The sequence below is a fragment of the Mesorhizobium sp. BH1-1-5 genome, assembly GCF_020165615.1.
Classification (GTDB): Bacteria; Pseudomonadota; Alphaproteobacteria; order Rhizobiales; family Rhizobiaceae; genus Mesorhizobium.
The window spans coordinates 42015-58213 of the sequence record NZ_JAIUIM010000030.1 but is presented as its reverse complement, the minus strand read 5'-3'; the positions used below and the strand labels follow the sequence as shown (position 1 = coordinate 58213).

Here is a 16199-nt window from a genome sequence, read left to right as displayed (position 1 = left end):
GTCAACGCCCCGCCGCGGTTGTCGCCGCCCGATCGTAGATGTCTCGCATCTGTGCCGCCTGCGCGCTGAGCGGGAATTTGCGCGCCCGTCGGGCGGCGCGCTGGCCAAACCGGCGTCGCAGGTTTTCATCACGCGAGAGTCTGGCGATGCAGCCGGCAAGCGCATGCGGATCGCGTGCGTCGAAGAACGTCGCCGCCCCGTCCCAGATCTCCCGGTAGGTCGCGATGTCCGCCAGCACCAGCGGGGTGCCCGCAAAGGCAGCCTCCAGAGTGGCCAGCCCGAAAGGCTCGTAGAGCGATGGCGAGACAAAGATGTTGGCACGCGCCATCAGCTGCCGAACCTCGAAATGGCTTATCGAACCTAGTGACAGGGCATGATCGAAGAATGCGCGCTGTCCATCCGGGCCTTCAGTTTCGCCCACAGCAAAAAGGGGGAGGCCACACAAAGCAGCGGCGGCATCGAGCACCGATGCGTTTTTCCCCTCATCCCACCAGCGCGCGGCCGCGAGAACGAACGACTCGCGGTGCGCAGCTGTAGGGGCGGGGAGGGCACCATTATGCACGACGTCCAAGCCCGCGATCGAGCCGTAGCAGGCTTCGAGCATGTCGGCGTGGCTTCTGCTCGGCGCGACAACCGCTTGGGCGCGGTCAAAGCCCATCCGATTGCGCTCTCGTTGCCAGGTCCAATCGCCGACGGCCATTTGCGCCCGCACCACATGCAGCCATGTCACTACGCAGGAATGCGACACTGCGACGATAGGACAATTCAGTTCGAGGCCGGCTGCCTGCGCCGGGGCATTGAGGTGCACGAGATCGATCGCATAGGCCGACGCAATCTCCTGCAATTCGCAAGGCAGCTGGTCGAGATCTTTCTCGTCGCGCGTCATCCAGTCCGGCGGGCATTCGAGCCAAATCAGCGTGGCGAAAGACCGCGCCTCCCGGACCTGTTCCGGAGAAGGTTCCGGTCCCAGCCCGGCGAGCACGACGCTGTCGCCGCCGGCCGCCAGCTCGCGCGCCAGGTCAAGCGAATAGCGCCAGACCCCGCCAACGGCGTCGGTCGTCATCAGGATGCGCCTCGGACGCTGGATCAGTGATTGCAGCATGAGGACTCCAACTCAGCCAGCGCACGCGGGCGCTGGTCCTGGATATCGCTGAATGATCGGAAGGAGGCGAGGTAGTGCTCATGCGCGCGCTCCCAGGCGACATCGTCGGGCTCGCCCCAAAGCTCGCGATAGCTGGGGGAGCTTGGATACGGATAGAGCGGTACGGGCTCGCTTGCCCAGACGCCGTGATTGATCAGGTGCTTGCGCCAGTAATCCACCAGCGCCGGGTCGTCTTCGACCATACCGATCAGATTGGCCTGGACGAAAGGCACGTTGCGGCGGGCGTCGATGAGAAGCGCGGCCAGATCCTCGGTGTTGAGCCGGCAGCGCTTGGCAAGCATCGCACGGCCTTCTACCGTCAGGCTTTCAAGGCCGGCTTCGATCGAGACGCAGCCGGCCTTGCCAAGCAGCTCGAGCAGCTCTGGCTTCCAAAGGTCGATGCGAGTCTGGACACCGAACTGGACATCGCGCTCGACCAGCGCCTCCAGCAGCGCCTTCTGCGGCAGGAAGATTTCGTCGATGAAATAGATATAGCGGACGCCTTGCGCGATCAGCCCGTCGATCTCGGCGATGACGGCATCGTGCTTCCTACGCCGATAGGCATCGCGGAAATCGATCTTGGCGCAGAAGCTGCAATTGTAAGGGCATCCGCGCGAGGCTTCCACCTCGGCGCCGGACCCATTCTGGACGGTATCGAACCGGTGGTGGTGGTGGCTGTGCGCCGCGACCCAGTCGGACGGCCAGGCGAGCGCTGGATGATTGACGAACGGGCTGGCGTGCACGCCGCCATTGCACACCGGAAAGTTGTTCTGGAGATAGGCTGTATGCGCAACCTTGCTCCAATCGCTCTCCTGTGCGAGCGCTGTCACAACCTCCTCGCATTCGCCTCGTACGACGATATCGACGCCGAGCTTGCGTAGCGTCGGCGCGGGCGTCGCCGAGCCGTGCGGTCCCACCGCCACGGTGCGTCCGCCGCGTCCGGCGAGATGGTTGAGGAATTCCCCGGGAACGCGCAATTCGGGCGGCGCGCAGCGCCAGAACAGATAGGTCGGCGCGGTCGTCACCACTGTCATATCCGGCGCGAATGACGCCACACGCTCGGCCAGCGCCGCATTGTCGAGGGCCTGTAGTTGTCCGTCCAGCATCAGAACGTCGTGCCCATCGGCGTCCAGCATTGCGTTGGAATATCCGAGCTCCAGCGGCAGATGCGGCTGGCGGCAGCCGAAATAGATACTGTGCTCGTATGTCCAGTACGGATTGACCAAGGCTACCTTCATGCGACGTACCTCGTAGCTTCTGGGCGCGATTGGAGGCGATGCCGCAGCAGCCAGCTGGCGAGATCGCAGACGCCTTCGCGCCATGGCACGTGCGCCTGCCAGCCGATCGCGGCCTGCAGCTTGCGTGTATCGGCAACGAAAAAGGGCTGGTCCCCGACCCGCTCGTGGTCGTGGCGGATCGCGACGTCACGGCCGACCATGTCGGGGATCTCCGCCAGCAGCACGCGCAGGCTGACCGCGTTGCGCGGGCCGCCGCCCAGATTGAACGCCTGGCCTTTCAAGTCTTCGATCCTGGCCAACACGCCGCGATAAGCGGCGACCGCATCGGACACATGCAGAATGTCGCGCACCTGCCTGCCGTCGCCATAGATCGTGATCGGCTGGCCAGAGAACGCGCTCAAAAGGAAATGCGCGACCCAGCCCTGGTCCTCGGTGCCGAACTGGCGCGGCCCGTAGATGCAGCTCATACGCAGCACCGCGGTCGGCAGTCCGTAAGACTTGGAATAATCGAGCACATACTGATCGGCCGCACCCTTCGAGCAGCCATAGGGCGTGCAGAAATCAAGGCCGACGTTCTCATTGACGCCGCTCGTACGCACTTCCTCGTCGAGCGGTTCATAGTGATCGCCGGCTTGCCGCACCGCGATCTGAGGCAGGCTGCCATAGACTTTGTTGGTGCTGGCGAAGACCACGGGGGCTCTAGTGCCGCGAGCCGCTTCCAGAACGTTGAACGTTCCTTTGAGGTTGATGTCGAAATCTTGCGCGGGATCGGTCAGACTGGTCGTCACGGCTGTCTGAGCGGCGAGATGGAAAATCGCTTTGGCCGGCGCCAGGGCCGTGGCCAAGGCGCCAAGATCGCGTATGTCGATGATTTCAGTGCTCAGCCGGTCACCATGCTTTTGCGCCAGCCAGTCGAGGTTCTGCTCGACGCCCGGACGGCTGAGATTGTCGACCACCAGTACTCTTTCGCCATCGGACATCAGGCTGTCGGCGAGATTGGAGCCGATGAAGCCGCTGCCGCCAATGATAGCGACTGGGGCGTTGCGGGCGTGGCGGCGCGTCTGGGTCATGAGACCAATCCCCGCTCTTCCAGCTCGCGCCGCATGTCGGCGCCGCGATCGATGACGATGCTGTTGCGAACCCAGGCCGCGAATTCGCCGAGCGAATTCTCCAGGCGATGCTTTGGCTCGAAGCCGAGCAGTTCGCGGGCCTTGGCAATATCGGCAAAGCAGTTGCGGATGTCGCCGGAACGCGCCTTGCCCAGGATTTCAGGCGGGCGCTTGGGAATGCCCATGGCCTTGGCGAGCAGACGTGCCACCTCGCTGATCGAGTAGGCGCGTCCACTGCCGATATTGACCACATGCCCGGCAGCCTGACGTTGCTCCAGCGCCAGCCGAAACGCTGTGGCGACATCGCGTACATGCACGAAGTCGCGCTTCTGCTCGCCATCCTCGAAGATCGTCGGCCGCTTGCCGTTGGCCAGGCGTGAGGCGAAGTTGGCGAGAACACCGGTATAAGGATTGGAAAGCGCCTGTCCGGCGCCGAAGACGTTGAAGAGGCGCAACGCCGCCGCGTCGATGCCATACGCCTGCCCGAAGATCAGCACCGCGCGCTCCTGCGCATATTTTGTCAGCGCGTAGATCGAGGCTAGATCGGGCCGTTTCTCCTCGTCTGTGGCGATTGGCGACAGCGTCTCGCCGGATGCCGATTTGAGATCCCACAGGCCCTCCCTGATCTCGGCAGGCTTGCGGCGCGCATTGTCGATCCGCTCGCCGTCCGGTGTCTGGTAGAGGCCTTCGCCGTAGATGCTCATCGAGGATGCCACGACGATCCGTTGGACCGGATGCTTGATCAAAGCTTCGAGAAGGGTCGCGGTGCCGAGGTCATTGGTGCCGACATAGCGGGCGATTTCGTACATGGATTGACCAACGCCCACCTCGGCCGCCAGATGGATGACCGCGTCGACATCCGAAACCGCGTCGGCGACCGCATCTCGGTCGCGCACGTCGCCCTTGATCAGCTCGGCTCCGGTCGGAATATTGATGGCTTCGGCGCCGTGCACCTGGTCGACAAGCGCATCGAGCAGGCGCACCTGATAACCATGGTTGCTGAGCTCCTGGGCGACGTGGCGGCCGATGAAGCCGCACCCTCCCGTAACCAACACATGTTTCACGATATGTCCCTTCCGGATTTGGTTTCGGCGCCCCGAACTGCGCGGCAAAAGGTTTGTTCCCTGCTTCAACAAAGTTCCCGCCTGAGGAGACGGCACTGCCTGGCGGAGGGCATCCACCCTCTGGAACATTGCCGGTTGGCCGCTGTTAGGACAGCTCAACGGTCCCGCTGCGAGAAAGGGAGTTCCATGTCCGAGGCCAAGACAACCACCGATCACGACGAGATCCGGAAATGGGTAGAAGAACGAGAGGGACGACCGGCCGTCGTCCGCACGAAAGGCGAAGGCGGCATCCTGCGCATCGATTTCGGCGAGCCTGAGGATTCGTTCGACGCTATCGAGTGGGACGAATTCTTCCGCATTTTCGACGAGAACGATCTGGCTTTCCTGCATCAGGATAAAGCCGGCACCGGCGGAACGAGCCGCTTCAACAAATTCGTCGAGCGCAGCCGGAAGGGCTAGGGTGTTTCACCGTTTCACGGAAACGGCAAAACGCCTATCTCTTTGATTTGACACAATCCCGCACGGAAAACCGCTTTACATTTTTCCTGGAATTGCTCTGGTTGGTTGAGAAGCTGGTGTCATGGCGCCGTTGGAGGAGGGGAGGCCCTGCAACGGCGCTGCGGCAAGCGGTCAGGTTGCCGCATTTGGTCGTGCCGTTCAATCGAGCGGCTTGTCCGTCGGCCTGGGCGTCGGCCCGGCCTGGGGCCGCCTGCCGGCATTGCGGTTGGCAACACGGTTGTCGAGCGGCGAGGCCGATGGCTCTCGAGCGCCCGCTGTCTTCGGAGCGGTGGGCGTCGCGCCCGCATCGCTGTCCTGCGCGTCGCGATGGGGGTGTGGAAGTCCCTCCGGGTCGGTCGACTTCACCGCGGGCTTGGATGTGTCTTTCGGTTGAGCCATTTTCGAACCTCTCTGCCTAGATGCGCGCGATCAGCCGTGCGGGCGCATGACCACCTTGATGCAGCCGTCCTGCTTGTCGCGGAACGTCTTGTAGAGGCCCGGTCCCTTCTCCAGGCCGGCACGGTGGGTGATGACGAAGGTCGGATCGATCTCGCCACTCAGCACCTTCTGCAGGAGCGGCTCGAGATAGCGCTGCGTATGGGTCTGGCCCATACGAAATGTCAGCCCCTTGTTCATCGCCGCACCGAATGGAATATGATCCACCAGTCCGATATATACGCCGGGCACCGAGATGGTGCCGCCCTTGCGGCAGCAATAGATCGCCTCGCGCAGCACATGCGGCCGGTCGGTGCCGAGATAGACGGTGGCCTTGGCCTTATCGAGCATGGAATCGGGCGTGGCGGTCGCGTCGGCCTCGGTGCCGACGCAGTCTATGCAACTGTCAGGGCCGCGCCCGCCCGTAATGGCCATCAGCGCATCGTAAATATCGGAATTGCTGAAATCGAGCGTCTCCGCCTTGCCGTAGTCGCGCGCCATGGCGAGCCGCTCCGGCACCTTGTCGATGGCGATGACGCGCCCGGCGCCGAGCATCCACGCGCTCTGGATGGCGAACTGCCCAACCGGTCCGCAACCCCATATGGCGACCGTGTCGCCTTCCTGGATGCCGGCGTTCTCGGCCGCCATGTAGCCGGTGGGAAAGATATCGGAGAGGAACAGCACCTGCTCGTCATCGATGCCGTCGGGCACCTTGATCGGTCCGACATCGGCAAAGGGCACGCGCAGGTATTCGGCCTGTCCTCCCCAATAGCCGCCGACCAGATGCGAATAGCCGAACAGCCCCGCGGGCGACTGGCCCATGACCTTCGCGGCCTGTTCGGCATTGGGGTTCGACCGGTCACAGAGCGAGAACAGGCCGTTCTGGCAGAACCAGCACTCGCCGCAGGAGATGTTGAAGGGCACGACGACGCGATCGCCCTTCTTGAACTTCGTGTGAGCGCGGCCCACTTCCACCACTTCGCCCATGGTCTCGTGGCCCAGCACATCGCCCGATTTCATCGTCGGCATGTAGCCGTCCATCAGATGCAGGTCCGAGCCGCATATGGCGCAGCAGGTAACCTTGATGATGATGTCGCGGTCATTCTCGATCGCCGGATCGGCGACCTGGTCGCAGCGAATGTCGCCTTTGCCATGCCAGGTCAAAGCTTTCATCGGGTTGTTCCCATGGTTGTCGATGCTTAGCGGTACGGCCGAACTCGCGCTGGGCGGGAATGTTCCCGAATCAGAACCCGCGTTTTCAGCCATTCTTCGCCGAAGCCGGCTCGGCCATATTGCGGTGCTGTTCGGCAAGCGTGCCGGCCGGTGTGACATGGGCGGCGGCGACCTGCATCTTGTTCTTCCAGCCGCTGACGACCTGCTCCTCGCCGGCCATCACGGCATCGTAGCCGTCCTTGGCCACATCGGCCGGGTTGTCCTTTTTTGCGTGCCGACTTCGGTGTCCATCATGTCGGCGCGCTCGAAGAAGCGCGTCTGCGTGGCCCCCGGCATCAGCACGGTCACGCTCACGCCGCTGTCCTTCAACTCATGACGCATAGCAATGGCAAAGGAATCGATGAAGGCCTTGGTGCCGTTGTAGACTGCCTGGAACGTGCCCGGCATGAAGCCGGCGATGGAGCCGGTGAACAGGATCCTGCCGCGACCGCGCTCCACCATTTTGCGGCCGAGCCGATGGGCGAGATAGACGGTGCCGGTGATGTTGGTGTCGATGACGCGGCGTGCCTCGCTCCAATCCTGGCCGACGAAGCCCCGGCCCAGACCTCGGCCCGCGTTGAGGAAAAGAAGATCGATGTCGCGCTCGCCGATCCTGGCGATCAATTTGTCGGCGCCGTCCTCGCTTGCAAGGTCGGCTTCCACGGCGTCGACCGAGACGCCATGCGACTGGAGCGCCTCTGCACCCCGTTCGATGGCCGGCTCGTCGGCGACAATGACAAGATCTTAGCCATCCCTGGCGCAGAGTTTCGCGAGTTCCTTGCCGATGCCGCTTGATGCGCCGGTGACGACCGCCAGTTTGCCGTTTTCCATTCGATCCTCCTGAGTTGTTTGGCCGAACAACCGGTCGAACCGAATGTTCCTTGGGCAGGATTTCCGCATGGTTGAATTGCAATACGCCGGACGAAGGAACCGGGCGGGCGCCCCGGCTGTTGGAATCAACAGAGCTGCAGCCATGTGACTCTTTTCCGATCTGAACAAGAAGCTGACCGAAAACCTCTATGCCCATGGCAGCTATCTGAGCGATCCTAGCGCCGACCTGCCAAGGCGGGTGGAGGAGACGGTGGATCTTCTCATGCCTTTCGTACAGCCCGAGGCACCCGAAACCGTGAAGCTGCAGATTCTGGGCACTATCCACGAGCATATTTTTGACGAGGAGTAGCCGCGGCGGCCCCTCGTTCCGCCGGCGACACTAATCGCGGGACACTTTCAGCCGTCGTCTCGAACGCCGGGATCCATGCTGCTTTTCCGCTTCGCGCAGCACCCGCACGATTGCGTCCACTGGAGAGGGGTGCGTTGCAGGCTGTGCTTCCCAGCGCCACAAATGGCGAAACAGACTTTTCAGGCTCAACATGGCAAAGCCTCCTTGCCCTATCGAACCTCGAACGAGGAGCGATGTTCCTTTAGCGGCTACCGGACGACAGCGGCGAAAAGAAGTGCGGCCGCGGCCAAGATAATCAGCGCGACAACGACCAGGACCGGGTCGTTCCTGCGCGGCTGCAGGTCGGGAGCGTTCTCCGGCGGTCGCATTGCATTGGCAAAGCTCGCCTGATTCGTGAAATTGGGTATATACCCTGCAAAGTGACCTACGGGGACTTGGCGCAGCGGCGGCCTCTGCATCGGTTTCCAGAGGGGCGGCCGCCGGATCAAAGCCGGGCGTCTTATCCTGCGAGGCGCCTGCTTGGATGTCGCCACGCTGCCCTGTCGGAGATCGCAACTTCGATGGCATTCGCCGTCTCCTTTACCCCGAAAGGACCCGCTATTTCAGTGCAGCAACGAGCTTCCGCGGGCGCGCGCGATGCCGCGCATGATACCATTGAGCCAGTCGGCAGTGGATGAGCCGGCAGGTTTGTTGTCGATGTCCTCAAGTGCACTTTCCAAGGTCAGTTCGACCAGGCGATCGGAGGCTCTGGCATCGTCCAGAAGCAGGCGCGCGGCGAGCCGGAGTTTGGGCAACAGCGAGACCACGTCGTCCGCCACTGATGTCGGTTGCGCAACAGTAGCGGTCGTTGGCTCAAGCAGCGGTTCTGGCGAGCACAGCGCGTCGGCGAGGGCGGTCCGGCTTGAAGACTTGCTCAGGCTGCTTGCGAAACGCAGATGCTCGGGAATGGCGATCCGGTCACAGCCGCTGAAGAATACGAACGGCACGTTGCGGCTCATCAACTCGTCCGCAATCGGGAAAACGTATTTGCCCTGGAGATCAACGTCCAGGATGGCCGCCTCGGCTGTCTGCGCGTGTTGTTCGGCCTGCTCTACGGTTGCGACCGGCCCGAGGATAATGGCGCCCATGTCGGAAAAGAACTTGGCTAGATCGCTGGCCAGCAGCCACTCGTCTTCCGCGATCAAGAGGTGAAGTCCCCTGAGGTTTCGCACGCGAAGCTCCTTCAACTCGCATTTCGACGTGATGAGACCTCGGCCCTAGGGCATGCTGCGCCAACACCGGCGCGCGTGAAAATGAGGTCGCTGGGAAGCCAGATCGTAGAACGCGGTGACGGGTGAACCGTTCCGGCCGCTCGCGGCGCACGTCCGATATCGATACGGCAGATGACTACATGGAACCATCTCCCCAGCCTGCGGTTCGGCACGAGGCGGGGTGTCGGCCGGGAACCATGAACCATGACGTTGGACGGCGAGGCCTCCAGAGACCACAACGAGCGCGAGAATGCCGAACGTGTTCGCAATCTTGCCGAACGAGCAGGAATTCCAAGCGGGTTGGCGCTCGCGCTGATTTTGAAATACGGCAACGATCCAGACGTGCTCGATCGCGAGGCGGCAAAGCTGAAGCGCGACGCGGGATAGGAACTGCGTCGTGCTGAACGACCCAATGGGTCCTCATCCTGATGTATTCGTCTTTCCGGTCTGGTTGAGTTGCTTGCAGCGATGTTCCTCGAGGTGAATGCCCTGGTCATCGCCACAATGATCGCCACCTCCTTCGTCCACGAAGCGATAGCACTTTAGGACGTGCGCTATGCGACCACAGCGCGCACGGTGAGCCCTATCGAACAGCATGTGCACAGCTTCCTAGAGATGATCCCACTGATGGCCTGATCATCGTGGTGGCGCTGCATTGGGGCCAGTTCCTTGCGCTGTTCGGAGCTGGATCTGAGAAGGCTCGCTTCGATCTCTCCTGGAAGGAACAGCAACTGCTGGTGGCATACATTGCCGTCGTGATGATTGTGATAGCGCCGTTCGAACTGCTGCCCTATGCGGAGGAGTTCTTCAGAGGCTTGCGCCAACTCAGGCCGGTCGTGCCAGCCAAGGCCAGACGGCATGAGCCCGGCGATACCGCTAAGCGGTGAGGCGGCTGATCGGCAATGGGAACGCCGTGCTCGGGCCGATGTTATCCTTCATCCAACCGGAGATAGCGTCATGAGGGACAGCCAGAACCGCCGCGAGACCGGCGCCAGGAAACATCCCGCCAGCTCCGGTCCGGACCCGAGCGACCAGCTTTCCCAGGATGCCGCGGGCAACGAAAAGCCCCATGTCGAACCGGGCCTGAGCCCCAAACAGGACGAGGTCGAGGACAAGACCCATCAATCGGAGGGCCGCAATCCGCGGCGGCAGCCGACACCAAGCCCGTCGACGGAAAAGAGTCGGGCGCTGGCCCGGCAGTCGCGGAGCACTGCAAGGACGCCAAGGCGCCCAAGAGCGGTCGTCAGCCCGGCGCCTATGTGAACGAGTGAGCAGCCACGCCCATGAAACATAGCGTGACTTCTAAGTTCGGGGCCACCCCTCGGCTACTGATCCCGGCATCGCGACGGATAGTCCCTCCGGGCTGCCACAACAACGGCCGGCCGGAAATGAAGAAATGGACAGCTTCAGAGACGGGCAGGCACGGTCTCGCCCTGCCAAGTCCGCAGGCGCGGTTAAGGGTACGGCTGGCGTTGCCGGCAAGCGTTCTTGCGAGTTTTCTTTGCGTTTCGGATCGGCGCACCAGGCGCCGGCGGGCTGGCGCTACGAGCCGTCCTGCTGCGCCGGAGTGGACTGCTATCAGGCGCCGCCGTCGGACGTGAAGGAGACGAAATATGGCTACCAGCTCTCGACCGGAGAATTGATCCCCTACAGCGACCACCGCATCAAACGATCGCGCGAATATCTTCACGAGCGCAAGCCTGGAGGCGATAATAAGTCCCTGCACTCCTTCTGCCTTTATGTTCCCGATCATGGGATGTGAGCCGGGCGGTCCGGCCGCCAGATCGTGAGCGAAGAAAGGCCCGCCTTCCTGGCGGGCCTTCATTGCGCGATAGCGAGGGGCCTACTTATTGCAGTTCTGCATGTCGGACGTGGTGGTCCCGCTGGCCGTGTTGTTCTGGATGTCGTTGCCGGCCGCGCCCTTGCACCGGTCGCCGATACCGCCGGAGGGATTATTAGTGGTGCTGTTTGTGGCGTTAGGATCAAGCGTGCCGCCATTGCCGTTGTTGTTCATGCCATTGGTGCCGGTGGTGGCGCCTGCGCCGTTGGTGCCGGTCGTAGAGCCGGTCCCGTTGCCGCCGGATCCGTTGGATTGTGCCATGGCGGATGTGGCCAGGACGATTGCGACAGCGGAAGCCGCGATGAGTCTAATCATGGGAGGTCTCCTGTTTGATCGCCTGATTGCGATATCAGTCAAACAAGAGACTCCCGTTGATGTTCCTGTCTGGCAACGCGAGAGAGTTTAATTGCTATTTTGTCAATGAAACAACATGTGACGCGTGGGTTTTCTGGCGCGGATTGATCCCGTCTGCCGAGTTCGTGTCGTGCTCGACATGTCCCTCGACCGTGTTCTCGCCCTGCTCCAGGTCGTCGCCCTCCTTGATGGTGCCCTTGAAGGTCCCGATGCCAGGATCGTTACTCATATCGGCGTCGCTCGGCTTTTTCGATTTCGGGTGCTGGTTTCCGCTCATGGCCGTTCCTCGCTGGGCTTCCGCACCCCAAGGGGCGCCGTATGTTCCGGCGTCGGGCGACGAACGAATAGCGCACGCCTTCAGCAGTGATCTCGGGTTGCGATATCGTCGGCCCTTGCGCGGACGTGGGGCCATTCCTTCACGCCGCGGGGCTCCGTACCTTCACGCGTGGCTGCGCGGATTTGGAAGGGCCCCGTTCCACTCCGGCGCGACGATGCGCTCGGGCGAGATCGCCGCCATGGCCCAGGACACGCTGGACTTTGCCGACGCTATCGACCTCGAACGGTTCGCGATTGTCGGCCCAGATTGGCGCGCGCATAGCCTATCTGCTCGCCTCGGTCTTTCCGCGGAGGATAACATGCCGCGCGGCGCTTTCGCTGGGATGGCAACCCGGCCCGCCGCAGACCCCGCCTTTGGAACAGGCGAAGGCCTTCTGGTATCAGTGGTTCATGGCGACCGAGCGCGGAGGGAGTTCGTGCGATGGCACGATCACTCCTCGCGCGTTTCCAGTGGTACAGTTGGAGCCCGCCAGGCTGGTTCGACGACGCGCTGTTCGAGCAGGTGGCCAAGTCTTTCGCAAATCCGGACTGCCGGACGTGACGCTGCATTCCTATCGCGCGCGCTGGGGCGAGGCCGGATCCCGATCCGTGCTACGCTGAACTCGCGCGCAAGCAGATCGAAGCGAAGCTCATCTCGGTGCCGACCTTGGTCCTTCATGGCGAGGACAATCGCGTCGTTCTGCCGGTTTCGTCCGAAAGACAAGGAGCGCCATTTTACGGCGAGCTACCAGCGTGGGCTTCTGCCGGACGTCGCCCATTTCCAGACCCGGGAGGCGCCTGAGCAGGTCCGCGAGGCGGCGGAGCCGTTCCTAGTTGACTTCGCCAAAACTAGGTGATTGGCGCGAAGCAACCCTCGGCTTGGGCTAGGGCAATGAAGCCGATTTCGGCTCGTGCACCGGGCAGCGATTGCGTTCGGAGCAGAATTTCTGGGAATTGGCGTAGGCGCTCTGGCCGCATCCGCATCAAAGCGCCGATTGGCCAATGCGCTTCGACACCATGCCAGGGGCTGAAGGCGACACTGTTTTCGATCATCTCGGCGCGTCACGTCAAGAAGCTTGTCGCCCAGCCCGATTAGCGGAACAGGAACCTTTTTTCCGCCAGTGGGTTAGTGGCAAGGCATTAACCCATGTTAGGGAGCGGCATGGCACGCAAGGTTCGTCAAGTGCTCAGGTCGGAGGAGGAGTCTTCGGAGACGACGAGGCCGGAACGCGAGATGAGCGTCGCGTTGGACGCGTTGAGATATGAGGATGCGCCTACTCGGATGTTGGAGTTGGCGCGGAAGCTCGACGCAGCGATCGCGTTGCGTGCGCGCAAAGCTCGCCCGAATTGACGTTCAACCGACGACGTTCTGATCGTCCCGATCCGGAACAATCATGGCCGGCATTTGTACGCCTTTGAACAGGCCGATCGTGTCGGGATGCGCCTTGCGCTGCATCTCTACGTAAGGCTGATCCAGCGAGGCCGTCGTGCTCTGCAATCGTTCCAGATCACCCTTATGCTCGGCATTGGATTGCGTCGGCATCTGCAATTTCTGCTCGCCGGCGATCTTCTGCAGCTTGGCATTCGCCGCACCGTGATCGGCGATCATTCGCTTGGCGAAAACCTTGATCTGCTGATCCTTCGCGTTGTCCTGCGCGATCTTGCTCGAATCAACTTCGAACATCCCGTCGATCGCAGCCTTGTTGACGAAGGTCTGCACGTCGTCAGCCGCGAAGGCCGGAAGGGCAATCATCAACGCGGCGGTCGCCGATGGAATAAGAATATCCGCATGCTCATGGCTCCAGGCTCCTTTGCTCCTTGGGACCGAACCATTGTTCGCTGCCTTTGTTCCCGCACAGACTCGCGTTTAGACTGACAAATGAAAACCCGCCGTTGTCGCCTGCGCGTTCGTGAATCGATCGGCTAAGTTCTAAGGCGGCTAGTCAACGCTCAGGCTGCCTCCGGCGCCATATTTGACGACGGCTCGCCGTCGCTCGTTGGTCGGCGCCGCGATTGTTCTTTCCGTTCGGAACATCTCACCGCAACCGGTCGGTTGCCGGCGGCTCCCTGTTGTCTGACACCGAGCGGCGCGGGCCTTCGTGTCGCTTATCGCTAGCGCAGAACGTCGCGCACCAGCCCGAGGCCGAGCGCGTCTGCGGCATGGATGTAACAGTTCTGCGTGGCCCGTTGATAAAGTTCATCCGCACTGAGCGAGCTGCCTTCGACAAGCTCCCTGAAGCCTTCCATCTCTAGCTTTTCTGACGTCTCCAGCATCGCAAGCTGCTCGCGGACGATCTGGATGCAGGATCGCATCGGGCCGTTCAGCGCGATGCTCGTTTCCATGCGCCGCTCATGCACGAGAAGGACAGCATCTTCAGTCATGAAGCGGTAGCGTTTCGGAAAGGCAGCGAAGACCGTCACCCCCGCTGAATAGACCTTCGTCTTCCCGACACAGAAAGCGTCCCGGCCGGAATGCCGGCGGAAAAGCCGAACCTCGAGTGCCATGCGGCGAGCGGCATCCGCATCGCCGCCGCCCGTGTTCAACTCCATGACCATGTCCTGATCGTCTTTGCGGACGGACTCCAGGCGACCGAGGAAGAAGCTTACCGTCTCATCATCGATCAGGCCGTTGATGGAGATATTGGGCTGGAACAGAAGCTTTTCCCGGCTCGGGACCCGACCGTCCTGGTCATGTGAGACGCTGTCGTCGTGGAAAGCCATGGAATGCCTCACCGGAATGTTCCAACTCCCAACCGCCCATCGCCCCGTTCGTTCCGCGGGGTTTCGCGGTTGCGGGAACCTCTATGCCATCGTCCGGTTATCTCGCGTCGAGGAGGTGCTCCATGAATGCGACCAAGGAATTCCTGCGCAGCTGGCTAGAGGAGAATGTCGGCAACTTGCCGGCCGACACCGAGGTCAGCGTTCCGATGCTGGCGCAGCAGTTCGAGCAGGACGCCGATGCCGCCGGCTATGGTCGCGAGGTGCGGGAGCAGGAGGTTGGCAACATTGAAGATGCCATCCAATGCGCGCTCGATAAAAAACCGACGAGAAAAATGTAGAGACGGAATCGAATTCCGATGAGGCGAATTCGCTGACGCCGATTATCGATGCCCTGGAAGCTGCCGAGCCTGGCCAAGAGGCATCGGACGATAGCGAGGGCTTGCGGTAGTTGTCCGCAGTTGTGGAACAAAAGGCGGACGCCAGAGGTTTCAGCGCTACTCCGACTCAGGCACGGCAGCGACGTAGACATTCCGATCGAACGAAGGCGCATAGAATGACGAAGTCTCCCGGAAAGAGCAGTCCCATCGGGTCGGGATCGAGGAGCGGTCAGGCGAACCGCCAAGCAAGGGCATTGCCTGAACAGGACCCTGCTGAAGGCTCGCGCAAAACAGTGGATCACGAGTTGGAGCGGCAGAAGCGCTCGCCTGAGTCCGACGACCAAAAGCCTGCACGACAGGCCCTGCGGGACCAGGTCGAGGAAGAGACGGAGCTGCCTCAGAAAGGGTCGGCCTGATCGCGAGCAGCGCCGCCGCAAATGCCGCCTGCTTCCGCCACCCTGATTTCCAACCATGACAGCAAAGCCGAGGCGAAACCTGTTTTTGTTGCTTGCGGCGGCGACGGTTGGCCTAGGCCTGTATAACGGTCTGCTTGCCAGCCGAGCCCTGGCTGCGTGCCCGCGCTGGAGCTTCATCCATCATCGCGGAACGAAGCTGCATTTCCTGGAGGCGGTCCATGGGCAATCCTTGCTAGTCTTGCACGGCAATGGTGCCTCGGCGGAAGACTTCACAACAAGCGGTATCTTCGACAAAGCCGCCGCCACCTATCATGTGCTTGCCTTCGACAGACCGGGCTTTGGCCTGAGCCCACGCCCGGCAGGCAGACCCTGGACCGCCGGCGCCCAGGCCGATCTCATCCAGACCGCCGCCGAAAAACTTGGCATTGAGCGCTATATCGTTGTCGGCCATTCGCGGGGGCCGCCGTGGCGCTCGAGATGGCGCTTCGGCATCCCGATCCGTCGCCGACGTTGTGGTGGTCGCCGGCTATCATTACCCGCCACCAAGGCTGGCCCATGCTATCTCCGCGCTGCCGGCGGTTCCGCTGATCGGGACGGTGTTGCGCCATACCGTGCTGCCGCCGCTGGTCAGGCTGAGCTGGCGCTGGGCGATGAAAAAGATATTCCAGCCCGCAGCGATCGCGGCGCCTTTCGCGCAATGACAAGAGAGTTGGCGAGCCGCCCCTCACAACTGCGGTCCATCGCTGCTGAGTCCTTCCTGATGCTGGCGTCGGCACTGTTCCCAAACCGTCGATACGCCGACATCGCCGTCCCTGTCGGGATCATTGCCGGCGCCGGCGATCAGCTGTTTGACGCCGAGGGCGAGGCGCTGCGGCTGCATGCCGAGATAAGCCGCTCACTTCGGGATATATCGTGTCGGATGCCGGACATATGGTGTATCAAAGCAGTCCGCAGGCGATCTTGGCCATGATCGACAAGGTTACCGCTCTTGGCAACGTTTCGGGCCCCGGTCTCATGGACCTCTATTTAAGACACGCCTGCGTCCGCTC

The 16199-nt window shown here is 62.1% G+C and carries 17 protein-coding genes and 1 pseudogene; 6 read left to right on the top strand and 12 right to left on the bottom strand.

Features of this window, described 5'->3' with window-relative positions:
• Position 1: 1 nt before the first annotated feature.
• From LB572_RS29205 to LB572_RS29190, 4 genes are read right to left on the bottom strand one after another with little or no spacing between them, the layout of a single operon-like run.
• Positions 2–1102, bottom strand: coding sequence for a glycosyltransferase family 4 protein (locus LB572_RS29205; protein WP_140801426.1), 1101 nt, complete (start codon positions 1100–1102; stop codon positions 2–4).
• Positions 1087–2379: a TIGR04295 family B12-binding domain-containing radical SAM protein gene (locus tag LB572_RS29200; RefSeq protein ID WP_140801427.1), complete on the bottom strand. Its 1293-nt coding sequence runs from the start codon at positions 2377–2379 to the stop codon at positions 1087–1089. Before LB572_RS29200 ends, LB572_RS29205 begins: the two co-directional genes overlap by 16 nt.
• The gene (locus LB572_RS29195) at positions 2376–3449 is read right to left on the bottom strand and encodes an NAD-dependent epimerase/dehydratase family protein (RefSeq protein WP_140801428.1); all 1074 of its coding nucleotides are present in this window, start codon (positions 3447–3449) and stop codon (positions 2376–2378) included. Before LB572_RS29195 ends, LB572_RS29200 begins: the two co-directional genes overlap by 4 nt.
• Positions 3446–4552: an NAD-dependent epimerase/dehydratase family protein gene (locus LB572_RS29190; protein ID WP_140801429.1), complete on the bottom strand. Its 1107-nt coding sequence runs from the start codon at positions 4550–4552 to the stop codon at positions 3446–3448. Before LB572_RS29190 ends, LB572_RS29195 begins: the two co-directional genes overlap by 4 nt.
• A 186-nt stretch (positions 4553–4738) precedes the next feature.
• On the opposite strand from LB572_RS29190, the gene LB572_RS29185 reads away from it, so the two are divergent.
• The gene (locus tag LB572_RS29185) at positions 4739–5011 is read left to right on the top strand and encodes a hypothetical protein (RefSeq protein ID WP_140801430.1); all 273 of its coding nucleotides are present in this window, start codon (positions 4739–4741) and stop codon (positions 5009–5011) included.
• A gap of 198 nt (positions 5012–5209) precedes the next feature.
• On the opposite strand, the gene LB572_RS29180 is transcribed toward LB572_RS29185, so the two are convergent.
• The 4 genes and pseudogenes from LB572_RS29180 to LB572_RS29160 all read right to left on the bottom strand — a co-directional run bounded on the left by LB572_RS29180 (position 5210) and on the right by LB572_RS29160 (position 9061).
• Positions 5210–5449 carry a hypothetical protein gene (locus tag LB572_RS29180; protein WP_140801431.1) on the bottom strand — a complete coding sequence of 80 codons (240 nt, stop codon included), beginning with the start codon at positions 5447–5449 and terminating at the stop codon, positions 5210–5212.
• A 30-nt stretch (positions 5450–5479) separates the two neighbouring features.
• Positions 5480–6658, bottom strand: coding sequence for a zinc-dependent alcohol dehydrogenase (locus LB572_RS29175; RefSeq protein ID WP_140801432.1), 1179 nt, complete (start codon positions 6656–6658; stop codon positions 5480–5482).
• Positions 6659–6743: 85 nt separating this feature from the next.
• Positions 6744–7528 (bottom strand): annotated as a pseudogene (locus tag LB572_RS29170) (SDR family NAD(P)-dependent oxidoreductase).
• 951 nt (positions 7529–8479) lie between these two features.
• Positions 8480–9061: a response regulator gene (locus tag LB572_RS29160; RefSeq protein ID WP_224670183.1), complete on the bottom strand. Its 582-nt coding sequence runs from the start codon at positions 9059–9061 to the stop codon at positions 8480–8482.
• A gap of 270 nt (positions 9062–9331) precedes the next feature.
• Here LB572_RS29160 and LB572_RS29155 point away from each other — a divergent pair, with 270 nt between their 5' ends.
• From LB572_RS29155 to LB572_RS29145, 3 genes are all read left to right on the top strand, one after another.
• On the top strand, positions 9332–9514 hold the full coding sequence (locus LB572_RS29155; RefSeq protein WP_224670182.1) for a hypothetical protein: 183 nt from the start codon (positions 9332–9334) through the stop codon (positions 9512–9514).
• 254 nt (positions 9515–9768) lie between these two features.
• Positions 9769–10014, top strand: a complete 246-nt coding sequence (locus LB572_RS29150) for a hypothetical protein (protein WP_181179075.1) — start codon at positions 9769–9771, stop codon at positions 10012–10014.
• A 509-nt stretch (positions 10015–10523) separates the two neighbouring features.
• Positions 10524–10889, top strand: a complete 366-nt coding sequence (locus tag LB572_RS29145; RefSeq protein ID WP_140801436.1) for a hypothetical protein — start codon at positions 10524–10526, stop codon at positions 10887–10889.
• Between the two features lie 81 nt (positions 10890–10970).
• On the opposite strand, the gene LB572_RS29140 is transcribed toward LB572_RS29145, so the two are convergent.
• The 4 genes from LB572_RS29140 to LB572_RS29125 all read right to left on the bottom strand — a co-directional run bounded on the left by LB572_RS29140 (position 10971) and on the right by LB572_RS29125 (position 14357).
• The gene (locus LB572_RS29140) at positions 10971–11282 is read right to left on the bottom strand and encodes a hypothetical protein (RefSeq protein WP_140801437.1); all 312 of its coding nucleotides are present in this window, start codon (positions 11280–11282) and stop codon (positions 10971–10973) included.
• 94 nt (positions 11283–11376) lie between these two features.
• A complete protein-coding gene (locus LB572_RS29135; RefSeq protein WP_140801438.1) occupies positions 11377–11598 on the bottom strand; it encodes a hypothetical protein in 222 nt (73 codons plus the stop codon).
• Positions 11599–12990: 1392 nt separating this feature from the next.
• Positions 12991–13389 carry a DUF4142 domain-containing protein gene (locus LB572_RS29130; protein WP_224670188.1) on the bottom strand — a complete coding sequence of 133 codons (399 nt, stop codon included), beginning with the start codon at positions 13387–13389 and terminating at the stop codon, positions 12991–12993.
• A 359-nt stretch (positions 13390–13748) separates the two neighbouring features.
• Entirely contained in the window at positions 13749–14357 is a 609-nt protein-coding gene (locus LB572_RS29125; RefSeq protein ID WP_140801440.1) for an ATP-dependent Clp protease proteolytic subunit, read from the bottom strand.
• Between the two features lie 122 nt (positions 14358–14479).
• Here LB572_RS29125 and LB572_RS29120 point away from each other — a divergent pair, with 122 nt between their 5' ends.
• A complete protein-coding gene (locus LB572_RS29120; RefSeq protein ID WP_181179077.1) occupies positions 14480–14695 on the top strand; it encodes a DUF768 domain-containing protein in 216 nt (71 codons plus the stop codon).
• 510 nt (positions 14696–15205) lie between these two features.
• Entirely contained in the window at positions 15206–16120 is a 915-nt protein-coding gene (locus LB572_RS29115) for an alpha/beta fold hydrolase (RefSeq protein WP_224670181.1), read from the top strand.
• The last annotated feature ends 79 nt before the right edge of the window (positions 16121–16199 follow it).

Bases quoted from the DNA above. Each gene is read 5' to 3' on its own strand.
- LB572_RS29205 (WP_140801426.1), bottom strand. From the start codon at position 1,102: ATGCTGCAATCACTGATCCAGCGTCCGAGGCGCATCCTGATGACGACC.
- LB572_RS29200 (WP_140801427.1), bottom strand. From the start codon at position 2,379: ATGAAGGTAGCCTTGGTCAATCCGTACTGGACATACGAGCACAGTATC.
- LB572_RS29195 (WP_140801428.1), bottom strand. From the start codon at position 3,449: ATGACCCAGACGCGCCGCCACGCCCGCAACGCCCCAGTCGCTATCATT.
- LB572_RS29185 (WP_140801430.1), top strand. From the start codon at position 4,739: ATGTCCGAGGCCAAGACAACCACCGATCACGACGAGATCCGGAAATGG.
- LB572_RS29180 (WP_140801431.1), bottom strand. From the start codon at position 5,449: ATGGCTCAACCGAAAGACACATCCAAGCCCGCGGTGAAGTCGACCGAC.
- LB572_RS29175 (WP_140801432.1), bottom strand. From the start codon at position 6,658: ATGAAAGCTTTGACCTGGCATGGCAAAGGCGACATTCGCTGCGACCAG.
- LB572_RS29155 (WP_224670182.1), top strand. From the start codon at position 9,332: ATGACGTTGGACGGCGAGGCCTCCAGAGACCACAACGAGCGCGAGAAT.
- LB572_RS29145 (WP_140801436.1), top strand. From the start codon at position 10,524: ATGGACAGCTTCAGAGACGGGCAGGCACGGTCTCGCCCTGCCAAGTCC.
- LB572_RS29140 (WP_140801437.1), bottom strand. From the start codon at position 11,282: ATGATTAGACTCATCGCGGCTTCCGCTGTCGCAATCGTCCTGGCCACA.
- LB572_RS29135 (WP_140801438.1), bottom strand. From the start codon at position 11,598: ATGAGCGGAAACCAGCACCCGAAATCGAAAAAGCCGAGCGACGCCGAT.
- LB572_RS29130 (WP_224670188.1), bottom strand. From the start codon at position 13,389: ATGATTGCCCTTCCGGCCTTCGCGGCTGACGACGTGCAGACCTTCGTC.
- LB572_RS29125 (WP_140801440.1), bottom strand. From the start codon at position 14,357: ATGGCTTTCCACGACGACAGCGTCTCACATGACCAGGACGGTCGGGTC.
- LB572_RS29120 (WP_181179077.1), top strand. From the start codon at position 14,480: ATGAATGCGACCAAGGAATTCCTGCGCAGCTGGCTAGAGGAGAATGTC.
- LB572_RS29115 (WP_224670181.1), top strand. From the start codon at position 15,206: ATGACAGCAAAGCCGAGGCGAAACCTGTTTTTGTTGCTTGCGGCGGCG.